Annotated in this window: 20 protein-coding genes; 19 read left to right on the top strand and 1 reads right to left on the bottom strand. The window is 47.0% G+C overall.

Features of this window, described 5'->3' with window-relative positions:
• Positions 1–35: 35 nt before the first annotated feature.
• The 12 genes from fdhA (at position 36) to MJB10_RS16400 (ending at position 11550) form a co-directional block, all read left to right on the top strand.
• On the top strand, positions 36–1250 hold the full coding sequence (gene fdhA / locus MJB10_RS16455) for a formaldehyde dehydrogenase, glutathione-independent (RefSeq protein WP_314796379.1): 1215 nt from the start codon (positions 36–38) through the stop codon (positions 1248–1250).
• Positions 1251–1278: 28 nt separating this feature from the next.
• Positions 1279–1602, top strand: a complete 324-nt coding sequence (locus MJB10_RS16450; RefSeq protein ID WP_314796376.1) for a MocE family 2Fe-2S type ferredoxin — start codon at positions 1279–1281, stop codon at positions 1600–1602.
• A 13-nt stretch (positions 1603–1615) separates the two neighbouring features.
• Positions 1616–3742, top strand: a complete 2127-nt coding sequence (locus MJB10_RS16445) for an FAD-dependent oxidoreductase (protein ID WP_314796374.1) — start codon at positions 1616–1618, stop codon at positions 3740–3742.
• Positions 3743–3812: 70 nt separating this feature from the next.
• Positions 3813–4067, top strand: coding sequence for a hypothetical protein (locus MJB10_RS16440; RefSeq protein ID WP_314796372.1), 255 nt, complete (start codon positions 3813–3815; stop codon positions 4065–4067).
• Positions 4068–4212: 145 nt separating this feature from the next.
• Complete coding sequence (locus tag MJB10_RS16435) at positions 4213–4644, top strand: MarR family winged helix-turn-helix transcriptional regulator (protein WP_314796369.1); 432 nt, start codon at positions 4213–4215, stop codon at positions 4642–4644.
• Between the two features lie 127 nt (positions 4645–4771).
• The gene (locus MJB10_RS16430; protein WP_314796366.1) at positions 4772–5248 is read left to right on the top strand and encodes a thioredoxin family protein; all 477 of its coding nucleotides are present in this window, start codon (positions 4772–4774) and stop codon (positions 5246–5248) included.
• Positions 5241–5486, top strand: coding sequence for a thioredoxin family protein (locus MJB10_RS16425; protein WP_314796364.1), 246 nt, complete (start codon positions 5241–5243; stop codon positions 5484–5486). The genes MJB10_RS16430 and MJB10_RS16425 overlap by 8 nt, the downstream gene beginning before the upstream one ends.
• 21 nt (positions 5487–5507) lie before the next feature.
• Positions 5508–6569 (top strand): gluconate 2-dehydrogenase subunit 3 family protein, encoded by a 1062-nt coding sequence (locus tag MJB10_RS16420; RefSeq protein WP_314796361.1) that lies wholly within the window; start codon positions 5508–5510, stop codon positions 6567–6569.
• 15 nt (positions 6570–6584) lie between these two features.
• Positions 6585–8417 carry a GMC family oxidoreductase gene (locus MJB10_RS16415; RefSeq protein WP_314796358.1) on the top strand — a complete coding sequence of 611 codons (1833 nt, stop codon included), beginning with the start codon at positions 6585–6587 and terminating at the stop codon, positions 8415–8417.
• Positions 8417–9583, top strand: a complete 1167-nt coding sequence (locus MJB10_RS16410) for a cupin domain-containing protein (RefSeq protein WP_314796356.1) — start codon at positions 8417–8419, stop codon at positions 9581–9583. Before MJB10_RS16415 ends, MJB10_RS16410 begins: the two co-directional genes overlap by 1 nt.
• Before the next feature lie 15 nt (positions 9584–9598).
• On the top strand, positions 9599–10858 hold the full coding sequence (locus MJB10_RS16405; RefSeq protein ID WP_314796355.1) for a cupin domain-containing protein: 1260 nt from the start codon (positions 9599–9601) through the stop codon (positions 10856–10858).
• A 56-nt stretch (positions 10859–10914) separates the two neighbouring features.
• Positions 10915–11550, top strand: coding sequence for an NADPH-dependent F420 reductase (locus tag MJB10_RS16400; protein WP_314796353.1), 636 nt, complete (start codon positions 10915–10917; stop codon positions 11548–11550).
• An 86-nt stretch (positions 11551–11636) separates the two neighbouring features.
• Here the strand turns inward: MJB10_RS16400 and MJB10_RS16395 are convergent, their stop codons facing one another.
• Positions 11637–12521 carry an AraC family transcriptional regulator gene (locus MJB10_RS16395; protein ID WP_314796351.1) on the bottom strand — a complete coding sequence of 295 codons (885 nt, stop codon included), beginning with the start codon at positions 12519–12521 and terminating at the stop codon, positions 11637–11639.
• A gap of 287 nt (positions 12522–12808) precedes the next feature.
• Between MJB10_RS16395 and MJB10_RS16390 the strand changes: the two genes are divergently transcribed.
• The 7 genes from MJB10_RS16390 to MJB10_RS16360 are packed head-to-tail and all read left to right on the top strand — an operon-like array spanning position 12809 to position 20891.
• Positions 12809–13786, top strand: coding sequence for a Gfo/Idh/MocA family protein (locus MJB10_RS16390; protein WP_314796349.1), 978 nt, complete (start codon positions 12809–12811; stop codon positions 13784–13786).
• 32 nt (positions 13787–13818) lie between these two features.
• A complete protein-coding gene (locus MJB10_RS16385; RefSeq protein WP_314796347.1) occupies positions 13819–14721 on the top strand; it encodes an aldo/keto reductase in 903 nt (300 codons plus the stop codon).
• Between the two features lie 24 nt (positions 14722–14745).
• Positions 14746–15864, top strand: a complete 1119-nt coding sequence (locus tag MJB10_RS16380; protein WP_314796345.1) for a glycoside hydrolase family 88 protein — start codon at positions 14746–14748, stop codon at positions 15862–15864.
• A gap of 14 nt (positions 15865–15878) precedes the next feature.
• The gene (locus tag MJB10_RS16375) at positions 15879–17306 is read left to right on the top strand and encodes a glycoside hydrolase family protein (protein ID WP_314796343.1); all 1428 of its coding nucleotides are present in this window, start codon (positions 15879–15881) and stop codon (positions 17304–17306) included.
• Between the two features lie 45 nt (positions 17307–17351).
• Positions 17352–18311 carry a fumarylacetoacetate hydrolase family protein gene (locus MJB10_RS16370; protein ID WP_314796341.1) on the top strand — a complete coding sequence of 320 codons (960 nt, stop codon included), beginning with the start codon at positions 17352–17354 and terminating at the stop codon, positions 18309–18311.
• Positions 18298–20229, top strand: coding sequence for a hypothetical protein (locus tag MJB10_RS16365; RefSeq protein WP_314796339.1), 1932 nt, complete (start codon positions 18298–18300; stop codon positions 20227–20229). Before MJB10_RS16370 ends, MJB10_RS16365 begins: the two co-directional genes overlap by 14 nt.
• 26 nt (positions 20230–20255) lie before the next feature.
• The gene (locus MJB10_RS16360; protein WP_314796337.1) at positions 20256–20891 is read left to right on the top strand and encodes a hypothetical protein; all 636 of its coding nucleotides are present in this window, start codon (positions 20256–20258) and stop codon (positions 20889–20891) included.
• The last annotated feature ends 30 nt before the right edge of the window (positions 20892–20921 follow it).

The raw sequence follows: 20921 nt of genomic DNA, 5'->3' as shown, positions 1-20921 counted from the left end.
AATGATTAACTAAATCATGAGAGGAAGATGAGAACATGGGTGGAAACAGAGCAGTTGTCTATAACAAACCAGGTAGCGTTGAGGTACGCAACACGGATTATCCAGAATTGGTGCTTAAAGATGGTCCAGGTGTCAATCCATTAAACGTAGGACGGAAATGCGAACATGGTGTCATTCTCAAAGTAGTCACCACGAACATTTGCGGCAGCGATCAGCATATGGTGCGAGGTCGGACAACTGCGCCGTCAGGTCTCATTTTAGGTCATGAAATAACGGGTGAAGTCATTGAAGTAGGTCGTGATGTTGAATTCATTAAAAAGGGAGACTTGGTCTCCGTTCCGTTCAATATTGCATGCGGACGTTGCCGCAGCTGTAGAGAGCGGAATACGAATATCTGTTTAAACGTCAATCCGGATCGTCCAGGATCTGCCTACGGGTATGTAGATATGGGCGGATGGGTCGGCGGACAATCGGAATATGTCATGGTTCCTTACGCAGATTTCCAATTGTTGAAGTTCCCTGATAAAGAGAAAGCGATGGAGAAAATTCTTGATTTAACAATGCTTTCTGATATTTTCCCTACGGGCTATCACGGTGCGGTTAGCGCAGGCGTTCGACCGGGTTCAACGGTATACGTCGCGGGTGCTGGTCCTGTAGGTCTTGCTGCAGCTCACTCCGCACAGTTGCTAGGAGCAGCGGTTGTCATTGTCGGCGACTTAAACGCAGAACGATTAGCGCAAGCGAAAAGTTTTGGCTGTGAAACGGTTAATCTTCGTGAGCATCCGAACTTGTCTGAACAGATCGACCAAATCCTCGGCGTGCCTGAAGTGGATTGTGCAATCGACTGTGTCGGTTTCGAAGCAAGCGGCCACGGGAAGGATCATGGGGAAGCGCCAGCTACTGTGCTAAATTCCATTATGGAAGTTACTCGCGCAGGCGGTCGTCTAGGCATTCCAGGATTGTATGTGACGGGGGATCCAGGGGCTGCTGATGAGGACTCCAAAGTAGGAACGCTAAAAATCCGCATAGGCCTCGGTTGGGCGAAGTCCCATACGTTCGTGACGGGTCAAACACCTGTTATGCAATACAACAGAGACTTGATGATGGCGATTCTCAGTGGGAGAGCACAAATTGCGAAAGCAGTGAATGCCACACTCATTTCGCTGGATGCGGCACCGCAAGCATATCAAGAATTTGACCGCGGTGTTTCTAGAAAATTTGTTATCGATCCACACGGATTAGTTAAATAAACCTACACTTACTTACTCGGAGGTACGTATGCAGCATTTAGAGGGTTGGGTTGAAGCATGTGAAGTTGATGATATTGAAGAGGAAGATGTCATTCGATTCGATCATGGAGATCGTACGTTTGCTATTTATCGGACAGATAAAAGGCAGTTTTATGCAACGGATGGTTATTGTACCCACGAGAAGTTCCATCTCTCTGAAGGGCTCGTGATGGGCAACACGATCGAATGTCCGAAGCATAATGGCCGGTTTGACTATACCACTGGCGCAGCGAAGCGCACGCCCGTATGTGTTGATCTCAAAACTTATCCCGTAAGGATTGAAGATGATAAGGTCTTCATCAAGATCGACTGAGGAGCGTAACGATATGGCTGATTTAGGCATGGTTATTGTAGGCGCTGGTGAAGCGGGTGCGCGAGCAGCCGTGGAGCTTCGAACGGAGGGATGGCGTGGACCGCTCACGCTAATTGGCCAAGAAAAGCTGGCACCGTATGAGCGGCCGCCGCTTTCCAAAAGCGCATTGGTCGATGAAGGCGAGCCTTTGCCAACGAAGATCCTTGATGAGGCGAAGCAATCGGAATACGGCATTCAATTCATCTCGGACAGCTCGGTTGTGAAGATTGATCGAGACCAGCATGTGACAGAACTGAGCAATGGGCAAGAGATACGATATGAACGGCTTTTGCTTGCCACTGGCGCTGCTCCGCGTCAATTGAATATGGAAGGCTTAGATACAACAGATTTGTTGTATCTCCGGACATTTTCTGATTCAATTCAACTGCGAAGCCGAATCCAATCAGGAAAGCACATTGCTGTCATAGGTGCTGGCTTTATTGGACTTGAAGTAGCAGCAAGCGCGAGGGAGCGAGGTTGTTCGGTAACGGTTCTTGAAGTTGGGCCGCGTATTCTGATGCGTGGAGTTCCAGCAGATATTGCGAACCTTTTAGAGGCGCGTCATCGTAAAGCAGGTGTCGAGTTTAAACTTGGGATTGGCATGCAAAACATCCAAAAAACGCGCGATGGACATGCGATTACACTAGTCGATGGAACCGTCATCCATTGCGATACCGTTGTCGTAGGCATCGGAGCAATTCCTGAAACCTCTTTAGCTGCTCAAAGCGGACTTACCGTTGAGAATGGCATCTGGGCGGATGAAACACTCGCCACAAGTGACTCGGATATTTTTGCGGCAGGTGACTGCTGTTCCTTCCCGCACGGTCTGTTTGGAGGCAAGCGTATTCGTCTTGAAGCTTGGCGCAATGCACAAGATCAAGGCACGCATGCCGCACATAATATGCTAGGCGCGTCTAAACCTTATCTAGAAATACCTTGGTTCTGGACGGATCAATATGATCTTACCTTGCAAGTCACTGGGTTGCCCGATTGTGGCGTGAAGACCGTGGTTAGACATTTGAGTGAGTCTGACAAGTTCTTCTTCCAATTATCGGGGGATGATCAATTGGTTGCGGCAAGCGCAGTAGGATTAAACGCGAAGATTGCCAAGGATATTCGATTAGCGGAAATGCTGATCCAAAAACAGGCGATTCCTCGATCCGAATGCCTTAGAAAACCCAGAGGTGAAATTAAAGGGGCTATTGAAATGAGTCATTGGAACCGCATAAATGATGGAACCTCAAATCCACCTAGATTGGATGTTCAACAAGCCATTTGGGCGATGGAAGGACTAGGGGAGAACGGCAAAGAGTGGTCTTTGGAGCAAAAGTTTGAGAAAATCGCAGAAGCGGGATTTACAGGTGTTAGCTATTTGTTGCCTACTCCAGAAAATATGGATACCTGGCATCGTTTACTTGACCGTTATAAGCTGAGCTTCAGTGCCATTGCGTACCCAGCTAAACCTCAAGATATGATTGATATTATTAAGCATGCCAATGAATTTGGCAAAGTTCAATACATTAACTCGCAAGTGTCGAATGCCTTCGTCATCGATAATGAAGCGATTCATTTACTTGATGGTTTGTTACAAGTATCTGAGGAATCGAAGATTCCACACTTTATCGAGACCCACAGAGGGACAGTCACACAAGATTTGATTCGCACAGTAGGATATGTAGAAGCTTTGCCAGAGCTCAGGCTCATGATCGACTTATCTCATTATGTCGTTGCGGGTGAAATGCTTGGAACGAATGAGCATGTGGAAGCCCATTTCGATAAGATTCTAGCACGTTCCGCGGGAATGCATGGCCGTGTTTCAAGCGGCGAACAGATCCAGGTCGATGTGGGGGGAGATGGCGATCATCCGATGGTGGAGCATTTTACACGCTGGTGGCTTAAAGGCATGACGCATTGGCTCAAGCAAGCTCAGCCAGGCGATTTATTCCCATTTTGCTCGGAGCTTGGTCCGCCCAACTATTACGGGATCACGTATCGAGACTCAACTGGACAGGTTCATGAAGCATCCGACCGCTGGCAGCAGGCGTTGCTGTTTAAGCGAATTATTGAAGAGCAGTGGAGGAAAGCGCAAGAGGAAATCTGATATGTGTTAGAAATATAGCTATTTTGAGCTCTACTTTAAAAAGTAGAGTCTTTTTCTCATTTTCCATCAGATGAAGGACAATCTTCGGATGGGAAAGAGCGCGTTCTGGAGCGGATCTTCACAGGAAATCAATGGGTCAATTCGAAGGTGCTTCAGCCAGATCGACGTAGCGGCCTCATCATGCATGTTCTTGGATACGCCGAATACGCATCTGTTGCAAACTGGATCCAACTACAGAGGCGTATTCGGCGTCTTTTTTAGAGGTTATCAACGCTTCCGCGCCTGCCAAGAAAACCAGTTTGATTTCATCGCTATTCGTACATGAAAGAATCTGATGCGCGGGTTGGGCTAAGGTCCTCCCGCGCAATCTAATTTGAAAGCCAAGATAAAAAATGGAGAAGTATTGACGTTCAAAAACAACTATCGATTTTATGCTTGACATTAGTTTTATATAAAACTATACTAAAGACATGAAAACAAACGTCCCCCCAGACCGAATTATTTCCATTTTAGCGAAAATCATTCGAAGCTCTAACAAGTGGATTGAAGAGGAGCTTCATCAAGCAGGCGTTGAAGGCTTGGCGCCGTCGCATGGCGACATTTTGTTTCGATTGTACAAGAGTGAATCGTTGCAAATGAATCAAATCGCGAGTCTCATACGACGCGACAAATCAACAGTTACCGTACTCGTCAACAAGCTGATCAAGCTTGGTTATGTAAGCAAGCAGCAAGATACATCGGATTCACGAATATCTCATATTTGCTTAACACCAAAGGGAAAGGAACTCGAACCGATTTATGAAGACATTTCGCGCCGCTTAATTGACAAGGTTTACGAAAATTTTAACCCGGATGAGAAAGAGCAATTGATGAACCTGCTTAGCAAAATTGAATTATTATAGCAGGTTCTATTTTTTAAGTAAATAGTTTTATATAAAATTAATATTCCCATAATAATTCCATATTTCATAAAAATTTGGTATGATACAAAATGTAGAGTTTTTGCTAACTCAGAGAGCGAGGGTTGAAATGAGTGCATTCCATTGCAAGCATTGTGGGAAGGCGATCTTCCGCAAAGAAAGCATTATCGAGGAAGTGAATTTGTGGGATTTGACAGAGTACCAAGCCCATTGCTATGCGATCACCGAGGCGATTGAGCTTGAAAGCTTCAGACGCTATGATGCTTCTCTGCATGAAGGATGGTACTGTTGCAGATTTATTATGATGAGGATGATTGTTGATAAGTTCGGCACAGGCGACAAGCTGCTCGTGTATGCCGATTCAGTGGTCGAAGTGAAGGACGGAGAACCTGTCCCTAAGCAGCAGGGGCCTAGCCATCAAATCAAGCTTGGTAAGATCGACTTTGATCAAGTCGTTCATCATCCAGAAGCCGCGAATTTGCAAGACAAACTCCTTGTTGTGAAGCTTGGCGCCATTTGGTGCCCGCCTTGCCGGCTAATGGATCGTGTGATTGATTCGTTGAAAAGAAAAAAACGATTTGCCTGACGTTGAGTTTTTCGAAATCGATGTTGATGAAGAAGAAGATCTTGCGTCCAGATGGCGAAATCAAAGCATTCCTTATTTCATTTTCTTTTACAATGGTCAGCAAGTGAAAATCTCTAGCTCGTCATTGTCTATTGTGGATGGCGGCCTCGTTGGTGCCATGTTGGAACATCATTTGCGATCACTGGTCAATACGCTGCTGGCTTCGTGCAGATCAGGATCGTATAAAGTGCTTATTTAAGTAAAACAAGGGAGGTCGGGTATGTCAGCCAGGATCTATGAGAGATCGAATTGGGATCAATATGTGCTGAATCACTGTACGAAGTACTTGGCACGTGAGAATGAAACACCGCGTCACAATTACAACATGGAATATTCGTATGACGATCCGAAAGCATTTATATCTGAAAACTGGCGGTTTCCCATTGTTGATAGCTCGAATGTCCCCAATAACAATGCGGTGACATTCGTTTATGCGGCACCCACGACATACCCTGCATGGAAGGTTAGCGTTGTCGGTACATTCAGTGATTTATTCGATGGCGTGCCGCTTAAGCAAATCGTGTTTGGCGGTGAACCGACGCGCTATTATGCCTGTTCCGTGCTTGTCCCGATGGGAGAAGTACATACGTATAAGTTTAATGTTAACGGTCAATTCAAACTAGATCCAATTAACCCTCAGATGACCACCCTCGGCAACGCACAAACATGGTCCCGCTTCTTCACACAGTTCTGTACGACACCAATCAGTTTCCAGCCATGGGAAAGAAAAATTCTAGATCGATTTGCCGAGCATATTTTACCTTTTCGCACCGAGGAAGGAAGCAAGTTCCTTCAAAATTACTATAATTACCTCGACCGCGGCACGAAAGAGCGAGAGTACCACGAAGTGTACCAGCTCGATGAGCAGGTAGGTGTGTCCAATTTCATTGATAAGCTGGTTGCCAAGGAAGAGTTTCATCGTTTGCAAGATTATCGCATTTGCTTATCGATCATCGATGGCGTGCTTCGAAAGCGCAGACCCGGGCAAGAGCCGACGGCCATGTCACGTGAAGTGTACGTGGATTTGTACAATGAGATGGCGCAAGGCAACGTGGATGGCTGGGATTATGCACGTTACGGCGATCCGAAGTTCTTCCTTCAACTTGTGAGACGTCATACGATCATCGGTGCATTCGCACATCCGAAATATGGCGGTAACATCGGGGCAGCTGGCTGGTCGTTCCTGAGCGAGACGTTCTGTGACCAGGCTGGCAATCTCGTGTTCGACTGGCAGCGAGCGATCGAAAAACCGCTTGGACATAACAACGATTACGTGGGTTGATAGGAGAGAGGTCAATTGGCGAACGAACAAAATCAATTTGATGTTGTAATTATCGGCAGCGGCGCAGGCGGAGCTCCGATTGCACATACGCTAGTGAAAGCAGGCAAGTCCGTTCTCGTGTTAGAGAAGGGCCCCTTGTTCCTTCCTCAATATCAAGCGCCTGACGGCATAAGTGATTTCAAGCGCGATGAGATGTTTGCAACGGGGTCCGAGAAAATCATTAACCATGATGTGTCCAATAAAGGTCAGTCGTATTATTCAAGTCACGTCGAGCCTGATCTCAACGATGAACCGCATATTTATCGGGAGACAGGCGAGAATCACACGAGAGCTGCAGGCGATTATGCAACGATTGAAGGCTATACGGCGCAGGTCGTTGGAGGCGGTACACAATTGTACGGTGCGGTATCGCTGCGATTTTCGGAGACGGACTTCCGATTACAATCGTTCAATGAAAATCGCAGAGATTTAGTGAATGATCCAAATGATGATGTTCGACGGAATGCGCGTGACTGGCCAATCTCGTATCAAGAGATGCTGCCGTGGTACGAGAAAGCGGAAACGCTTGTCGGTATTAATGGTACGGTACAAAATCAAAAGAAACCGTTCGACCATGATTGCTATCAGACGCCGCTTGATCCCAATCCGATTTCCAGCTACGCAGCGAAGGGAATGGATGCGCTCGGCATGACCAGATTCCGTACCCCGCTTGCGGTCATTACGCAAGATCATGCACCTAGCGGCCGCAAAGTACCAACCGATCCGCAAACAGCCAAAACAGGCTATGTGAATCGATACGGCGATCCGCTCGGTCTGAAATCCAACACGTGGGTATCGCTGCTGTCACCGATTAAAGACCAGCCGAACTTTGAGCTTCGTCCGAACTGTACAGTGACGCATCTTGAATGCGATAACCAAGGCAATATCTCGAAAGTCTTTTACAAAGATCCCTCTGGTGAAACCAAATCGGTAAGCGGCAAAGTGACTGTCGTTGCTTGCTCCGCCATTGAATCCGTACGTCTTCTTAAAATTTCGGCGCAGCACCACCTTAATTTCGACCGTCGCATTCACCATAACGGCTTATTGGGCAAATATTTCTTAACCCATTGCTTTGGCGGTGCGAATGTCATCGTACCAGGTCGATTCGACAAATCCATTTCATTGGATAGTGATTGGGCGACTGAATTTTGTGCTACGGATGAGTTTCTTCATAACAACCGTCTGTGGGCGGGGGCTGCCATTTACAACAATACGTCGGACGCGGCATTGCCAATCTCGCTGGCTCGCACCATGTATGCCCAAGATCTGGATACGATTTGGAAAGGTTTCACCGAAAGCACAAACTTAACAGGTGAAGTGCTGCTCGATTGGCTGAATAAAAACTTCGGAACGACACTTTCGATTGCGTTCATGGCGAATCAGGTACCTCTAGATACGAATCGTATCGAACTGCATCCATCGATTAAAGATAAATGGAATCGACCTGCTGCCTATATCATTAAACGTTGGCATGATCACGACAAAGCATTGATGGACATTATGGCCAATCAATGTGCGCGCATCCTGGAGAAAGGCTGCGGCATGCCGGAAGGTTCGATTCATGGCGGCGGGGTGTACAGCGCAGAGAACGGCTTAGCACGTATTGCGAATCACATCCTTGGCGGCGCCAGATTCGGTACCGATCGTAACGATTCTGTGCTCGATGTGAATTGCCGAGCCTGGGAGTTTGGCAATTTGTACGTCACAGACGGCTCGTTCATGCCAACGTCTGGCGGAGCAAATCCCACATTAACCATTCAAGCCAATGCATTCCGGGTTGCGGAACATTTGAAGGAGGTACTGCAGTAGTGGAGCCGAAATTTGAAGATATTTTTACGAGCCCCGAAAATTCAGTGTTTCAAGTCGTCTTTTTCCCAGACCGTATCTATCATGCCCAGTACTTGAATGCGACTCGCTCCTCGCGTTATCGCTATAACGTGCAAGAAGTACGAACGAAAGGCGATGCTAACGTCTTGAAAGGTGAAGTTTACCTCGACGGCCGCTACTTAACGAATTTCTTGCGGGTCGAATACCACCCTGCGCGCTTGACGGAAGTGACTCGTCTGAAAAACAGATTCCTTGGACATAAAATCAATACGTTTATTAAATTGCTTTCTGGTGATTCGAATTTCACACAAGAAGCGAACGTGACGATGCACTATTGCGATTGGATCGGCGCTTATCAAGTAGAAATTTGGGAATCGCTAGAAGCGCCGAATGGCTCGAGGCATGATTTTAAAGTTATTTCGCAAATGGGTAAAGAAATGCCGATTACACGTGTTTCGCAATTTTCCCCACATATCCGTGATATTAAACACCTCCAGAAACTGCAGCTTGCTTTCAGTGAATATCAGATTGATTTGCCTTTCGGCAATGCCATTGACGACCCGCAGTGGGACAATAACTTCTTCCGTTCACATCAAGAACCTCGCACGAATGAACCTAGCTCGCAGCAAAACACGATTAAAGACTGGAACTACGAAGTGAACTTCCAACGCGGTTGGTTCATGAACTCCCATGACGTACAGCCTGTTCGCTACTTGAACGCCATGATGGAAGTCGAGAAGAATGAAGATGCGCGGCCGGACAACATTATCGAGATGCGATGGATTTTGCAGCGTGAGTTTGGCGGGAAAGTGGCGTACTTCCATGAAGTCAACATTCCTCCAGGCAAAGTGGAAGGCACGCATCATCATATCGGTTCAGAGGAGCTTTATTACATCGTTGAAGGCGAAGGTATTGGTTATATGGCCGTCGGTGACGACCCTTGTCTTGAAGCACTCGATCCTGTGACGAATAAGCCGAAGTATCCGACAGTGGAACGTGAAATATTCGGTATTGGTCGAAAAGCGTGCAAAGAACTGCCGATTGGGCCTGGTAACGTGATTTACACGAAGAGCGGTGGTTTCCACGGCATTCGCAACACGGGCGACAAGCCGTTGAAATTCGTCGCCTTTTTATACCACTGCAATTAATGGAGGGAAACCAAGATGGCGATGATCTTAACTCAGCAAGACGAAGTCATTCGTGTCAATCAACCGAATTACAATGATCAGAATCCAGTCATGAAATTGCTGCAACTGGTGGAAAGCACTCATTTTGCTGCAAGCCTGGAATGTTATAACACCGAATCGCTTCAATACTTATTTCCATTTGACAAGCTTGTCCTTTATGCGCCGAATCAGCAGGATCCTGCGCGAGATCAGCTTGATTTCCGTGGTCAAGACAATAAAACGGATTTCCAGAAGCAAAATATCCAAAATTTCATCACGACCGATACGACGCTAGTTCGCGGTCTTGTGACAGCAGGGAATTGGACTGGGCCCTTCTTGCGTCTATCATATCGCGGGGGGCCAGATTCCAAGCTGTCGCAAGCGGCCAATCACCAATTAGGCGACCGTATTAAGCTTTACTTGAATGTGCAGGGCCGCGCAACGGCAGAGCCCATTTCCGTAATCTACAATCAGGCGACAGATTGCTACGATGCCGAGCTCTGGGGTTACGAAGGCGGTTATGAGGATCTCTTGCACGATTTGGATGATAAAGGGAAAGCGGCGCTGCAAAGCGGACAGTTGCAAATTCGCCCTGACCTCATTCAAGGTCACCCTTCTGACTTCAAGCGTGAAACCGTTGATAGTCAAAATATGTTTAATGTCGCTTCGCAAAGCGATATTCATCCGCTCATTCCGCTGCACATCGAAGCCGCGTGGAGTGATGTCTCCGGGAAGTATTGGGATTCGCAATTCGGTGCGAATTATCATTATGAATTTAACATGCGCTTACGCGGGTGGAATAATTACTTAGCGGTTGGTTCCAGCTCGAATCCGCATGGCGGCGTGGGGTCGCTGGAATATCGAAACCTTTTCTCGAATTACGGTCAATATATGGGCACGCGCGAGCTAGCTCGTCAGTTGGATGCTTGGAATTTCGATGCGAATGGCCGCAAAGTGGACGGCAAGCGCAGTGAGTCGTTTATGGCGGTTGATTATATGGATTTGCATATCTTACGACCGAACTGCTCCATTGGCATTCATCGACACCGTGACAATCAAGAAGCGTTCTTCCTTATTGAAGGGTGCGCATATATGGTCACAGGCGATTGGCTAAAGCATGATGATCGCGAGCGATGTTTGGAGGTTCGCATGATGCAAGCTGGCGATATTGTGTTGCTCAAAAATGGCGAGATGCACAGCTTAATCAATACGACAGATGAAAACATCAAGTTACTTATGTTTGGAGGCTACGATTGATCAATATGGTATGACAATCGAGCTTTACTATATACTTTCAAAGGAGTGTTTTGGAAATGGCTAAAATCGCAATCATTGGTACAGGAAATATGGGTAAAGGTATCGCATCCTCTTTCGCAAGAGCGGGTCACAAGGTGTTGCTTGGTTCTCGCAGCCAAGAGCAAGCACAAGAAATTGCTGTACAATTAAAACAAGTGAATATTCAAGGCGTGAGTAACGCTCACGCAATTCAGGGTGCAGAAATCATCTTCTTGGCAGTTCCGTTCCAAGCCGTACAAGACATTATTACGCAGCATGCACCTGAGTTAAGTGGCAAAATCATTGTTGATATTACCAATCCACTCAATGCTTCGTATGACGGATTAACCACAAGCGCAGACACTTCTGCGGCAGAAATTATTGCGCAGCAGCTCCCGAATTCTCGTGTCGTTGGCGCATTCAAAAACACATTCGCCGGCGTGTTTGCAAATCCGAGCTTCGAGAATGAACGGAAATCTGCGGTACTCGTCATCAGCGACGACGAAGAAGCGAAGGCGCAAGTCATCAGCTTGATTTCTGAACTTCCTTTTGAAGTGCTTGATGCGGGCTCATTGAACAACGCTCGGACGATCGAGCAAATGACTGTGTTGCTCATAGGACTTTCTGCTAAGCACAATTACAACTGGCATGCGGGATTTGCGATTGTATCTTAATCGTTAGTTGAAATAAGTAAAGCACGATAGAGACTGGTCTCGCATAGAGACGGCTCTGTCGTGCTTTTTTTACGGATACTTTCTAGTCATAGAAAAGGTGGAGCAAATTTGTTTTTGCGCAATTGATTAGGTGAAAAACCAGTATGTTTCTTGAACACTTGACAGAAATAAGAAAAATTAGGAAAACCGACATTCTCACCAATTAGTTCTACAGGGAGATCGGTCTCATGAAGCAGAAATGTGGCTTGACGAATTCTACGGGCAGTTAAGTAGTCCATCAAGCTGGCCCCGGTTTCCTCTCGAAAAATTCGGGAAATATAGGTTTTGGACAGATGGAGATCTTCCGAAATTTGCGCTAGCGTTATGTCCTTCATGTAATGCTCCTCGATCCAAGTCATAATGGTCTCAGAGTGACGTTTCAACCTTAAAGAATCCGTATCCGAGATCGAATCCGAATCATTGAAGCCCATTTCATGAAGTGCATGCAGTAGTCTAATAATTAAAACCCCGAATTCATGTTGAATTTCGGTCTTTTTGCATGTTGCTAATCGTTTATGAAAGAGCTCAAATATACGATATAGATCACTATCTTCCGTTAATGCTTCAACATATTGTTTGGGCAGTTTACCTTGCCACAGATAATTGTAATATTCCGCCAAATGTACCAAGGGATCTATATATGAAGTAAATACGGCAGGTTCAAAAGAAATGACTGTTCGTTCATAAGGCTGATCAGTAGAAATATTTATTTGAACCCGGTGCAGTTGATAAGGTTGAAAATATATTAAGGTTCCAGGGGCTACTCTGATAATTTGATTGTCAACCTTTACATGGCCGTTTCCTTGGTGGATAAACAGAAATTCCATTCCCTGATGACAATGGTAATATCCTTGGTAATCTCGATCAGTTAAATGGCGGAAACTCAATCGATAGGGGGTAGTGGATAAATTAATGTTCTCGATACGTTTCATGCTGGAAGGCCCCTTTTTCAAGAGTCGGTGAATAATATTTTAACATAACGATGGTTATGTGCAAGATAACAACATTATTGTGAAACTCAACTAAACTTTTGGGATATCACTGATGCTAATATGAAGTCAGGTACGGGTGGCTTTCTTTGGGGCAGAAAACACAGTGTTTTCCGCATTGTATGTATAAAAAGTAGAGTTTTATTCATTTTTTACAGTGGAAGCTGGGTACTATTAAGCTGATAATTAGACCATCTAAAAACTTTCATTAAATGAGGAGGGGAAATCGTATGGAGCAAAGACCGCTTCGAGTCTTTTGTATCGGCTTGAATCATCAATGGCTTTCACTTTGGGTTTCTCACCCAGATGTTCAGGTCGTAGGCGTAAGCAACAGATATCAGGAATCAATGGAACATTGTGCTCATCTTCCTCAGTTCGAGGATATCCAAGAGGCACTGCGAGAGCTGAACCCTGATCTGGTCACATTGGTGACTCCGCCTTATGCCAAAACTTGTATGGAGACGATCCGAACTGTAGTGGGAAGCGGATTCGATATATATCTTCAGAAATTCAGACCGCAGTCCTGGGAAGATGGGGCGACGATGGTTTCGCTGTCCCGTACGTCAGGCAGGCAGATCGTAATTGGAGAAGCTTACAGATTTGATAAATTTGTGGAGCGAGCCAAGCAGGTCATTCTCAGCGGCAAACTTGGTAAGCTGGAGCAGATCGTATGGCGATGTCAACGGCCGAATATTCGAGCAGCATGGATGAATGATTATGAGCATGTCATGCTGGAAGATCTAACCTATCATCATCTCGGTGTGATTCACTACCTGATCGGTGTCGAGTCATTTAAGCAAGTATATGCGACTTCCGTGCTTCCTTCTTGGTCCATCGAGCATTCACCTTCGATTGTATCTCTCCTTGCGGAGAGTGACGAGGGGTTGAATTTAAATTATTACGCTTCTTGGGTTGCGCATGGCGCGGCAACATCATGGCTGGGCGAATTTCAATTCGATGGCTCTGAAGGAAGTTTACAACTGCGCGGCGATCGCCTAGTCTTCATCCATCGCGATGGAACAGAGGAAACAATTGAACCTGATGAGTCCCTTGGCTTTGAATTGAGCGAAGGTATTATCAATGAATATATTGCGGCATGTACGCAAGGACGTGAGTCTGCATTAGACATTTCGAAGTTCCAACCCGTCATTCGAATGATTCAAGCGTCATTAGAATCTGTACGAAAAGGGAATAAGGTCGACATATAGTTCTGAACTTTTAAGAAGAGGCGATGATAGCAGTGGAATATACGATTTTAGGAAAAACAGGCTTCAAAGTTTCAAAAATTGGTTTAGGCGGCGCTCCGCTAGGCGGAGATTTCGGCGGAACGACGGATGAGACTGTGACGAGTGTCGTTCATGGTGCTTTGGACCTTGGTATTAATTTTATTGACACAGCGCCGTTATATGGCCGTGGAGAGAGCGAACGCAGAATCGGACTGGCGCTGAAAGGAAAGCGCGATCAAGTGATTTTGGCCACGAAGGCGGTAATGCGTGGAACGCCATACTCGTATGAGAACACGATTCAATCCGTAGAAGAAAGTCTGCAAAGACTACAAACGGATTATATCGATCTCATTCAGCTGCACGAATTGGAGCAGACAACGTACGAACAAGCAGTGAACGAGGTGCTGCCAGCGTTTTTGAAGCTGAAGGAGCAAGGTAAAGTTAGAGCGATCGGTGTGAATGCTGGAAAGCTTGAACTTCTGATGCCATTTCTGCACGAGGACTTGGTCGATACAATTCAGACTTACGCGAAGTATACCCTTGTTGATTATACAGCCAAAGACGAACTGCTGCCGCTCGCCAAGGATAAAAATATCGGCGTCATTCACGGCAGCCCGTTAGCCATGGGCATTTTGGCGGATCAGCCAGCACCTTTTTTACAACAAAACCATGCCTTGCTTGAAGAATCAAATAGAAGGATAGAACAGCTGCAATTTCTGCGTAAAACTGAACCAAAAGGACTTGTTGAGCCATCCATGCGCTTTAGCCTAACTTGTCCAGAGATTGCGATTACTTTGACGGGAACAACTTCGATCCGTTCCTTGCAAGCCAATGTGAATTATTGTGATGGAGTCGGATTATCGAATCAGGAACTTGAGAAAGTATTTGCTTTATTCCCAGGACAGCGATTGCTATAGCAGAATAATCGGGAGGATTTGGACATGACAACAGTAGTTAACGAACAATGGATTGAGGACGTATGGGGAAAGATCGTTGCAAAAGTTGAACGAACGAGCAAACGAATCGGAGCGACATTTCCGTATGCTTCTGTGAATGGAACCTATAACAATGAAACCAATGACTGGTGGACCAATGGCTTTTGGCCGGGTCTGCTTTGGCTGATATACAAAGAAAACGAGAATGCGGATTTCCGTGATATCGCCGCATCCGTCGAAGAGCAGATGGATGAAACGCTGCTCGGCTACGAGAAGCTTCACCATGATGTCGGCTTTATGTGGAGCTTGACGTCGGTTGCTCAATACAAGTTATTGGGCACGGAAGCGTCCAAGATTCGCGGGTTGATGGCAGCGAGCCACTTGGCAGGTCGCTACAATATCAAGGGACAATTCATTCGCGCATGGAACGGTGAAAATCAACAAGGCTGGGCCATTATCGATTGCCTCCTAAATTTGCCTCTGCTGTATTGGGCGAGCGAAACAACGAATGATCCGCGATTCCGTCATATTGCGGAGTTACATGCCGATATGGTACTTCGTGAATTTATCCGTCCTGATGGCTCCTCGCATCATATCGTTTGCTTTGATCCTGAGACTGGTGAGCGCCTCGAAGCGAGAGGCGGACAAGGGTACTCGCCAGATTCAGCGTGGGCGCGCGGTACATCATGGGCACTGTATGGGATGGCTTTGAGCTATAAATACACAGGGCGTGCCAGATATTTGGACGCAGCCAAACGCGTCGCGCATTTCTTCATGTCCAATATGCCGGCAGATCGCGCCCCCTATTGGGATTTCCGCGCGCCAGTTGAGCCAGAGACTGCCTATGATACATCAGCGGCAGCATGTGCAGCTACGGGATTGCTGGAAATTGGCCGTGCAGTTCCTGAGAACGAGGCACATATTTACAATGAGGCTGCGAAGCGGATTTTAAAGCTTTTGACAGATGAATATGTTTCATGGAGTGAAGAAGAAGAGGGCATTTTGAAGATGTCGACAGCGAATTTTCCGAAGAGAGCCTTCGTCAATGTACCAATCATATACGGTGATTATTACTATGCCGAAGCGATTGCCAAATTGCGTGGACGCACGGACCTGTTTTGGTAGGGAGGAAGCGCAACATGAAATCGAACATTAACGCACTCGGCAATTGGCTAATGTCTTGGGTACAAGAGGACGGTGCCATTCATGGCTTCCATAATCATTCTGTCTGGGGATCTAATCCCTATCGATGGGCAGACTTTACTAGCGGGCATAGCACATGGGCAAGCCCGTTGATGGCGGCTTTGAGCCGAATTGTTGCAGAACAGCGAGGTTCCTCGCTTGAAGAGCAAGCCTTACAAATGATTCGGTTACAAACGAGCCGCTTTCAGGAGGATGGGCAATACATGCACATCGGCTTCCAGGTCGGCGAGATGCTGAATCGAGGGCTGATTCACAACATGATGCCGAATGTTGCATTGGGACTAACGGCGCTGCACGGACGCTCTTGGCTGCCCGCGGAAGCGATGGCAAGCATCCAGCAAGCGATGCTGCGTAATTTGCAGGCTTGTGATGAGATTTATCCGTTCAAAAAAACGAGAAATATTAGCAATCAAGAGTATTGCCGCCTATGGGGCAAACTGCTGTATCAGCAGTTGTTCCAGGATTCACCATGGCGAGAGCATATTCAAGATGATTTGAACTTTATGATTGAGAATTATCACGTTATAGGCATTCCCGATGAGGATTGCGAAGCCAGCAACCGCTACTTGGGAGATTCGACGATGGTCGAGCCTGCCGAATATTACGGCTTAATGATCGCGCCGCTGGTGCAGGCATATGAAATGTTCGGCGAGCCACACTATTTGCAGCACGCAGGTGGTTTATGTCGTCACTTGGCCCGATCTGCCTGGACCGATGAGAACGGACAGACGCGGTTTAATCGCAAATGGCTGCTTCGCGGAGGCGAATGGATTCGACTTAAAGAACCTATGCTCATTGCGGGAATGGGCATGTCTCTTTATGGAATTGCGCGATACTTGGAGCATCAGGCTGACGAAGAACTGGCGCAGTTCCTGGAGAAATGCGACGAAACTTACGCTTACTATCAAACCCCGCGAGGCTATATGGCTTCGGCGACTGGCTGGCAGAACGAAGCTGATATTGCGCCATGTGCAGCCTGGCATACGCACGATTTTTATTACCTGCTGCACCGTCATGGGTTAGTGGAGAAAATGGCCCCCAAGCTCAAAGAACCTTATCCGCGTATTTCCGTCCTGCTGGGCGACCAATGTATGTGGGTGGAAGAAGGCGAGCATTGGGCAATCAACGATTATTACTTTCAAGATGTGTATAAGCTGATTGGCCGCAAAGACGAAGCCGTGTTTGGTCGAGATTTGGGTTGGGTAGGCGGGGAACGTTCGCTTCCAGACCATTTATTATTCCCGAATCAGCCGGTCTTTATCAAAACCGATGAGGGGATCTATTTGAAAGCAGATGAGCAAACCGCTCAAAACATAGATGTCAGCAGCATTGCAGATTTGCCTTACTTGGGATTGTGGGAATAAGAACCAATCAAGTTAGTATCGAACATATTGGGGAGGATTATTGCAATGAAATTGCTTACTTTTGTTCAAAACGGCGAATACCGCCTAGGAATTAAATTGGATCAAGGCGTTTTGGATCTCCAAGCTGCCTTAGAAGCAGTGCCTTCCAAGGAAATACTGCCTGCCACCGTACACGAGGTGATTAAAGGCGGCAGCGAAGCTGTGGAACTACTTCGTACTTATGCGGAATCTGTCATGAGCTCAGGGGATAGTAAGGAAGCGTATGTATTAGAGGAAGCCACTCTGACCTTAGGGCCTTGTGTGACAAACCCTGGCAAAATGATTTGCGTTGGCTTGAATTACCGTAAGCATGCAGAAGAAACGCATGCTCCGATTCCAGCATATCCGATTCTTTTTAATAAATTTAGTAATACGTTAGCGGCGCAAGGCGATCAAATTCCACTTCCAGCGGTATCGCAAAAAGTTGATTACGAAGCAGAACTAGTCATCGTTATCGGCAAAAAAGCGAAGTATGTTAGCCGCGAAGACGCGCTGTCCCACGTGTTCGGCTATTGCAACGTGAACGACTTATCTGCCCGCGATTTGCAATTGCGTACGCAACAATGGATGCTTGGCAAAATCTGTGATAAGTTTTCTCCGCTTGGACCGTACTTAGTAACTGCGGACGAAGTCGGTGATCCGAACCAACTCGATATTCAATGTATCGTGAATGGTGAGGTTCGTCAGAGCTCGAATACGTCCGATATGATTTTCTATTGCGACGAGATTGTCAGCTACATTTCGCAGCACATGACGCTTGAGCCTGGCGATATCATTTTCACAGGGACTCCAGAAGGTGTTGTATTGGGTTACCCGCTTGAGAAGCAAGTGTACCTGAAGGACGGAGATCAAGTGACGATCCAAATCGAGAAGTTGGGCGCTTTGACGAATACGATGGTCGCGGATAAGGGAACACCTTCTGCACAAGTTTTAAGATCAGGGAGTGATAACCATGTCCACGTCTAATTCGCGACATGCAATTCCACGGATTTCTGCTGCGCGTCAGGTTGTTCCGCCGCAATGGGCATTAACGGAGCGACTGCTTATCGATCAATTGAATAAAGCTGCTTTCGAATTCGTGGAGCGCTATACGCGACCAGACGGCACGTTAATTTGGCGAGAAGATTGGCCAGGGATGGACGGCTCGGACGATCCGTATGAAGGCTTTATGAATTTGGCTCTTCTGTATATGCTTGGCGGAAGCAGCGAGCTGCACGGTTTGGCTCGTAAAATTTGGGAAGGTATTACATGGCAGTGGACGGAATACGGGCAAATTCATCGCGAGTTTGATGCGTATTACGATTGGATGCATCACGGTGAGGGGTATTTGTTCACGTATTTCCTTGGTCTTGCAGGTCCCGTAACGTTGAAGGATCGCCAACGTGCTGTGCGTTTTGCTGGAATGTATACCGGAGAAGATAAAGAAGCTCTCAATTATGATGCCGAGCACAAATTGATCCGTTCAGCGATTTCAGGAAGCATGGGGCCGCGTTTCGAGGTAACGGAAGAGGATTGGAGCACACATCGCGGCATTTTGGACGATTATTTGGCACCGTATGAAGATATTCCTGGCGTAGATTTTGCAAGCGGCAAATGTGCATGGTCGAACGATGAAGTGTACGCGAATATCATTCGGATGATGAACGAACGTATGACGCGCGGTGACGTTCCGTTGAATCTCAACGCGACGGGGTTGGTAACCAACGCCTTCCTTCATACCAACGATGAGAAATATCGCGCTTGGGTGCTGGATTATTTAGCTGCTTGGGAGGAAAGGACACGCCAAAATGGCGGCATCATTCCAGATAATGTCGGCTTGTCGGGTGAAATCGGCGAGTATAACGACGGCAAATGGTGGGGCGGCTATTATGGCTGGCGCTGGCCGCATGGTTTCATGACGATCATTGAGCCATTGACCAATGCGTGCATGAATGCTGCGCTGATCACAGGCGATATGAAAAAGCTTGATTTGGCGCGTCAACAATTGGATGAGAACTGGGCGCTTCGAGAGGAGCAAGACGGCGAGCTGCGCGTTCCTTATAAACGATTTGATGCTGGCTGGACCGATTATCGCAAAGCTGCGCCACAGTACCCTGTTTATTTATGGACGATGTCGATGGCGGATGAAGATATGGAACGGATTGACCGTATTCCGAAAGACCATGATTGGAATCAGGTCATCATTCCGAAGCTATCCGGTACAGATAAGAAAACGAAAAGAAATACGAAGCATTACATCGGTAATACTCAGCCGTGGTTCCAATATATCCGCGGGCTTAACCCAGATTATCCGCAGACGATTCTCGATGCGAACGTGGAATTGGTCGCGCAGCAGTTGACCAAAATGCGCTCCGAAGCAGGCGATCCGTATAACTGGGCAAATCAATTCAGCGATGATGATTTCTCCAGTATTCACATTTGGCAAGAGATGTGTCCGATCTACATGGAAAGTCTCGTCCAGTTGACATTAGGCGGTCCCATGCATATTTCACACGGCGGCTTGCAGCATGCGAGAGTGAGATACTATGATGCGGATGCGAAACGTCCAGGTCTGCCTGAATCTGTCGCTGCCCTGGTTAAAGATCTTACCGCACAATCGGTAACGCTTGAACTCGTAAACACAAGTCAGTTTGATAATCGCTCTGTCATCATCCAGGCAGGAACATTCGGGGAGCATCAATTTAAAGAGGTTTACTTCGTAGAAGCGGTAAATTCAAGCAATGAGAAGAGCGTTGTTAATCATAAATGGCTGCAAGTCGATCTTCCTGCAGGGACAGGCGCTTCCTTGCTTTTGACAATGAACCGTTATGCCAATGCCCCATCCTATGATATGCCTTGGGCAGATCGCGAAAAAGACGTCCTGCTTGAAGGTAGAAAGCAATAAACAAGATGGGCGAGAGGAGTCTGCAAGTGCAAAGACATCTTTTTTATTCGTTATTGAAAAATGGAACTGAAGAAGCCTTTCGCGCTTCGATCCGTCAGAATGAGGGGGACCTGCGAAGCCAATTGCATTCGGAGCAGGTCCTCACCGTCTCTCTGTTCCAAAACGGAAGTAATGTGTGTCTATATTTGGAGACTGAGCTTGATAACTTCCATTGGGACTGGCCGGATGCTTATGCAGATTGGCTGGAAGCTTGGCCGTGCGAGCAGGAAAGCCGATTATCTGTCCCCATGATAGACATTTTTCACGACGGCGTGCCGACAGATCCGGAATCGTGGAGAGGTAACCGCCAAGTCGAGGACCGAGTCGGATGTATCGCAAGGCTGAAGCCGGACATGGCGGCAAGCTATATCTATTATCACTATCAGATGCAGGAAGAACGTCCTGAGAGTTTCAACAAGACCTACATCATCGGCGCTCATGGCACGCTCTTATTCTCTTATCGCGAGCACCCTGCCTCCGTTAGTGAGACGAAGCGCGCAGGCAAGCTGTCGAGCCAGAACACGCCTGCCAATTGGCAGGAGGTTATGGAACCGCATTTTGATATGTGGACTGATGTACCAGACAATGAAAAAATCTGGCGAAGCATGGAGCGGTTGCTGTAGGGAGCCATCAAATATGAAGTGAATCAAGGA

Origin of the sequence: Paenibacillus sp. MBLB1832 (genome assembly GCF_032271945.1) — a bacterium.
Taxonomy (GTDB): Bacteria; Bacillota; Bacilli; order Paenibacillales; family NBRC-103111; genus Paenibacillus_E; species Paenibacillus_E roseopurpureus.
This window is presented reverse-complemented; position numbering and strand designations above follow the sequence as displayed.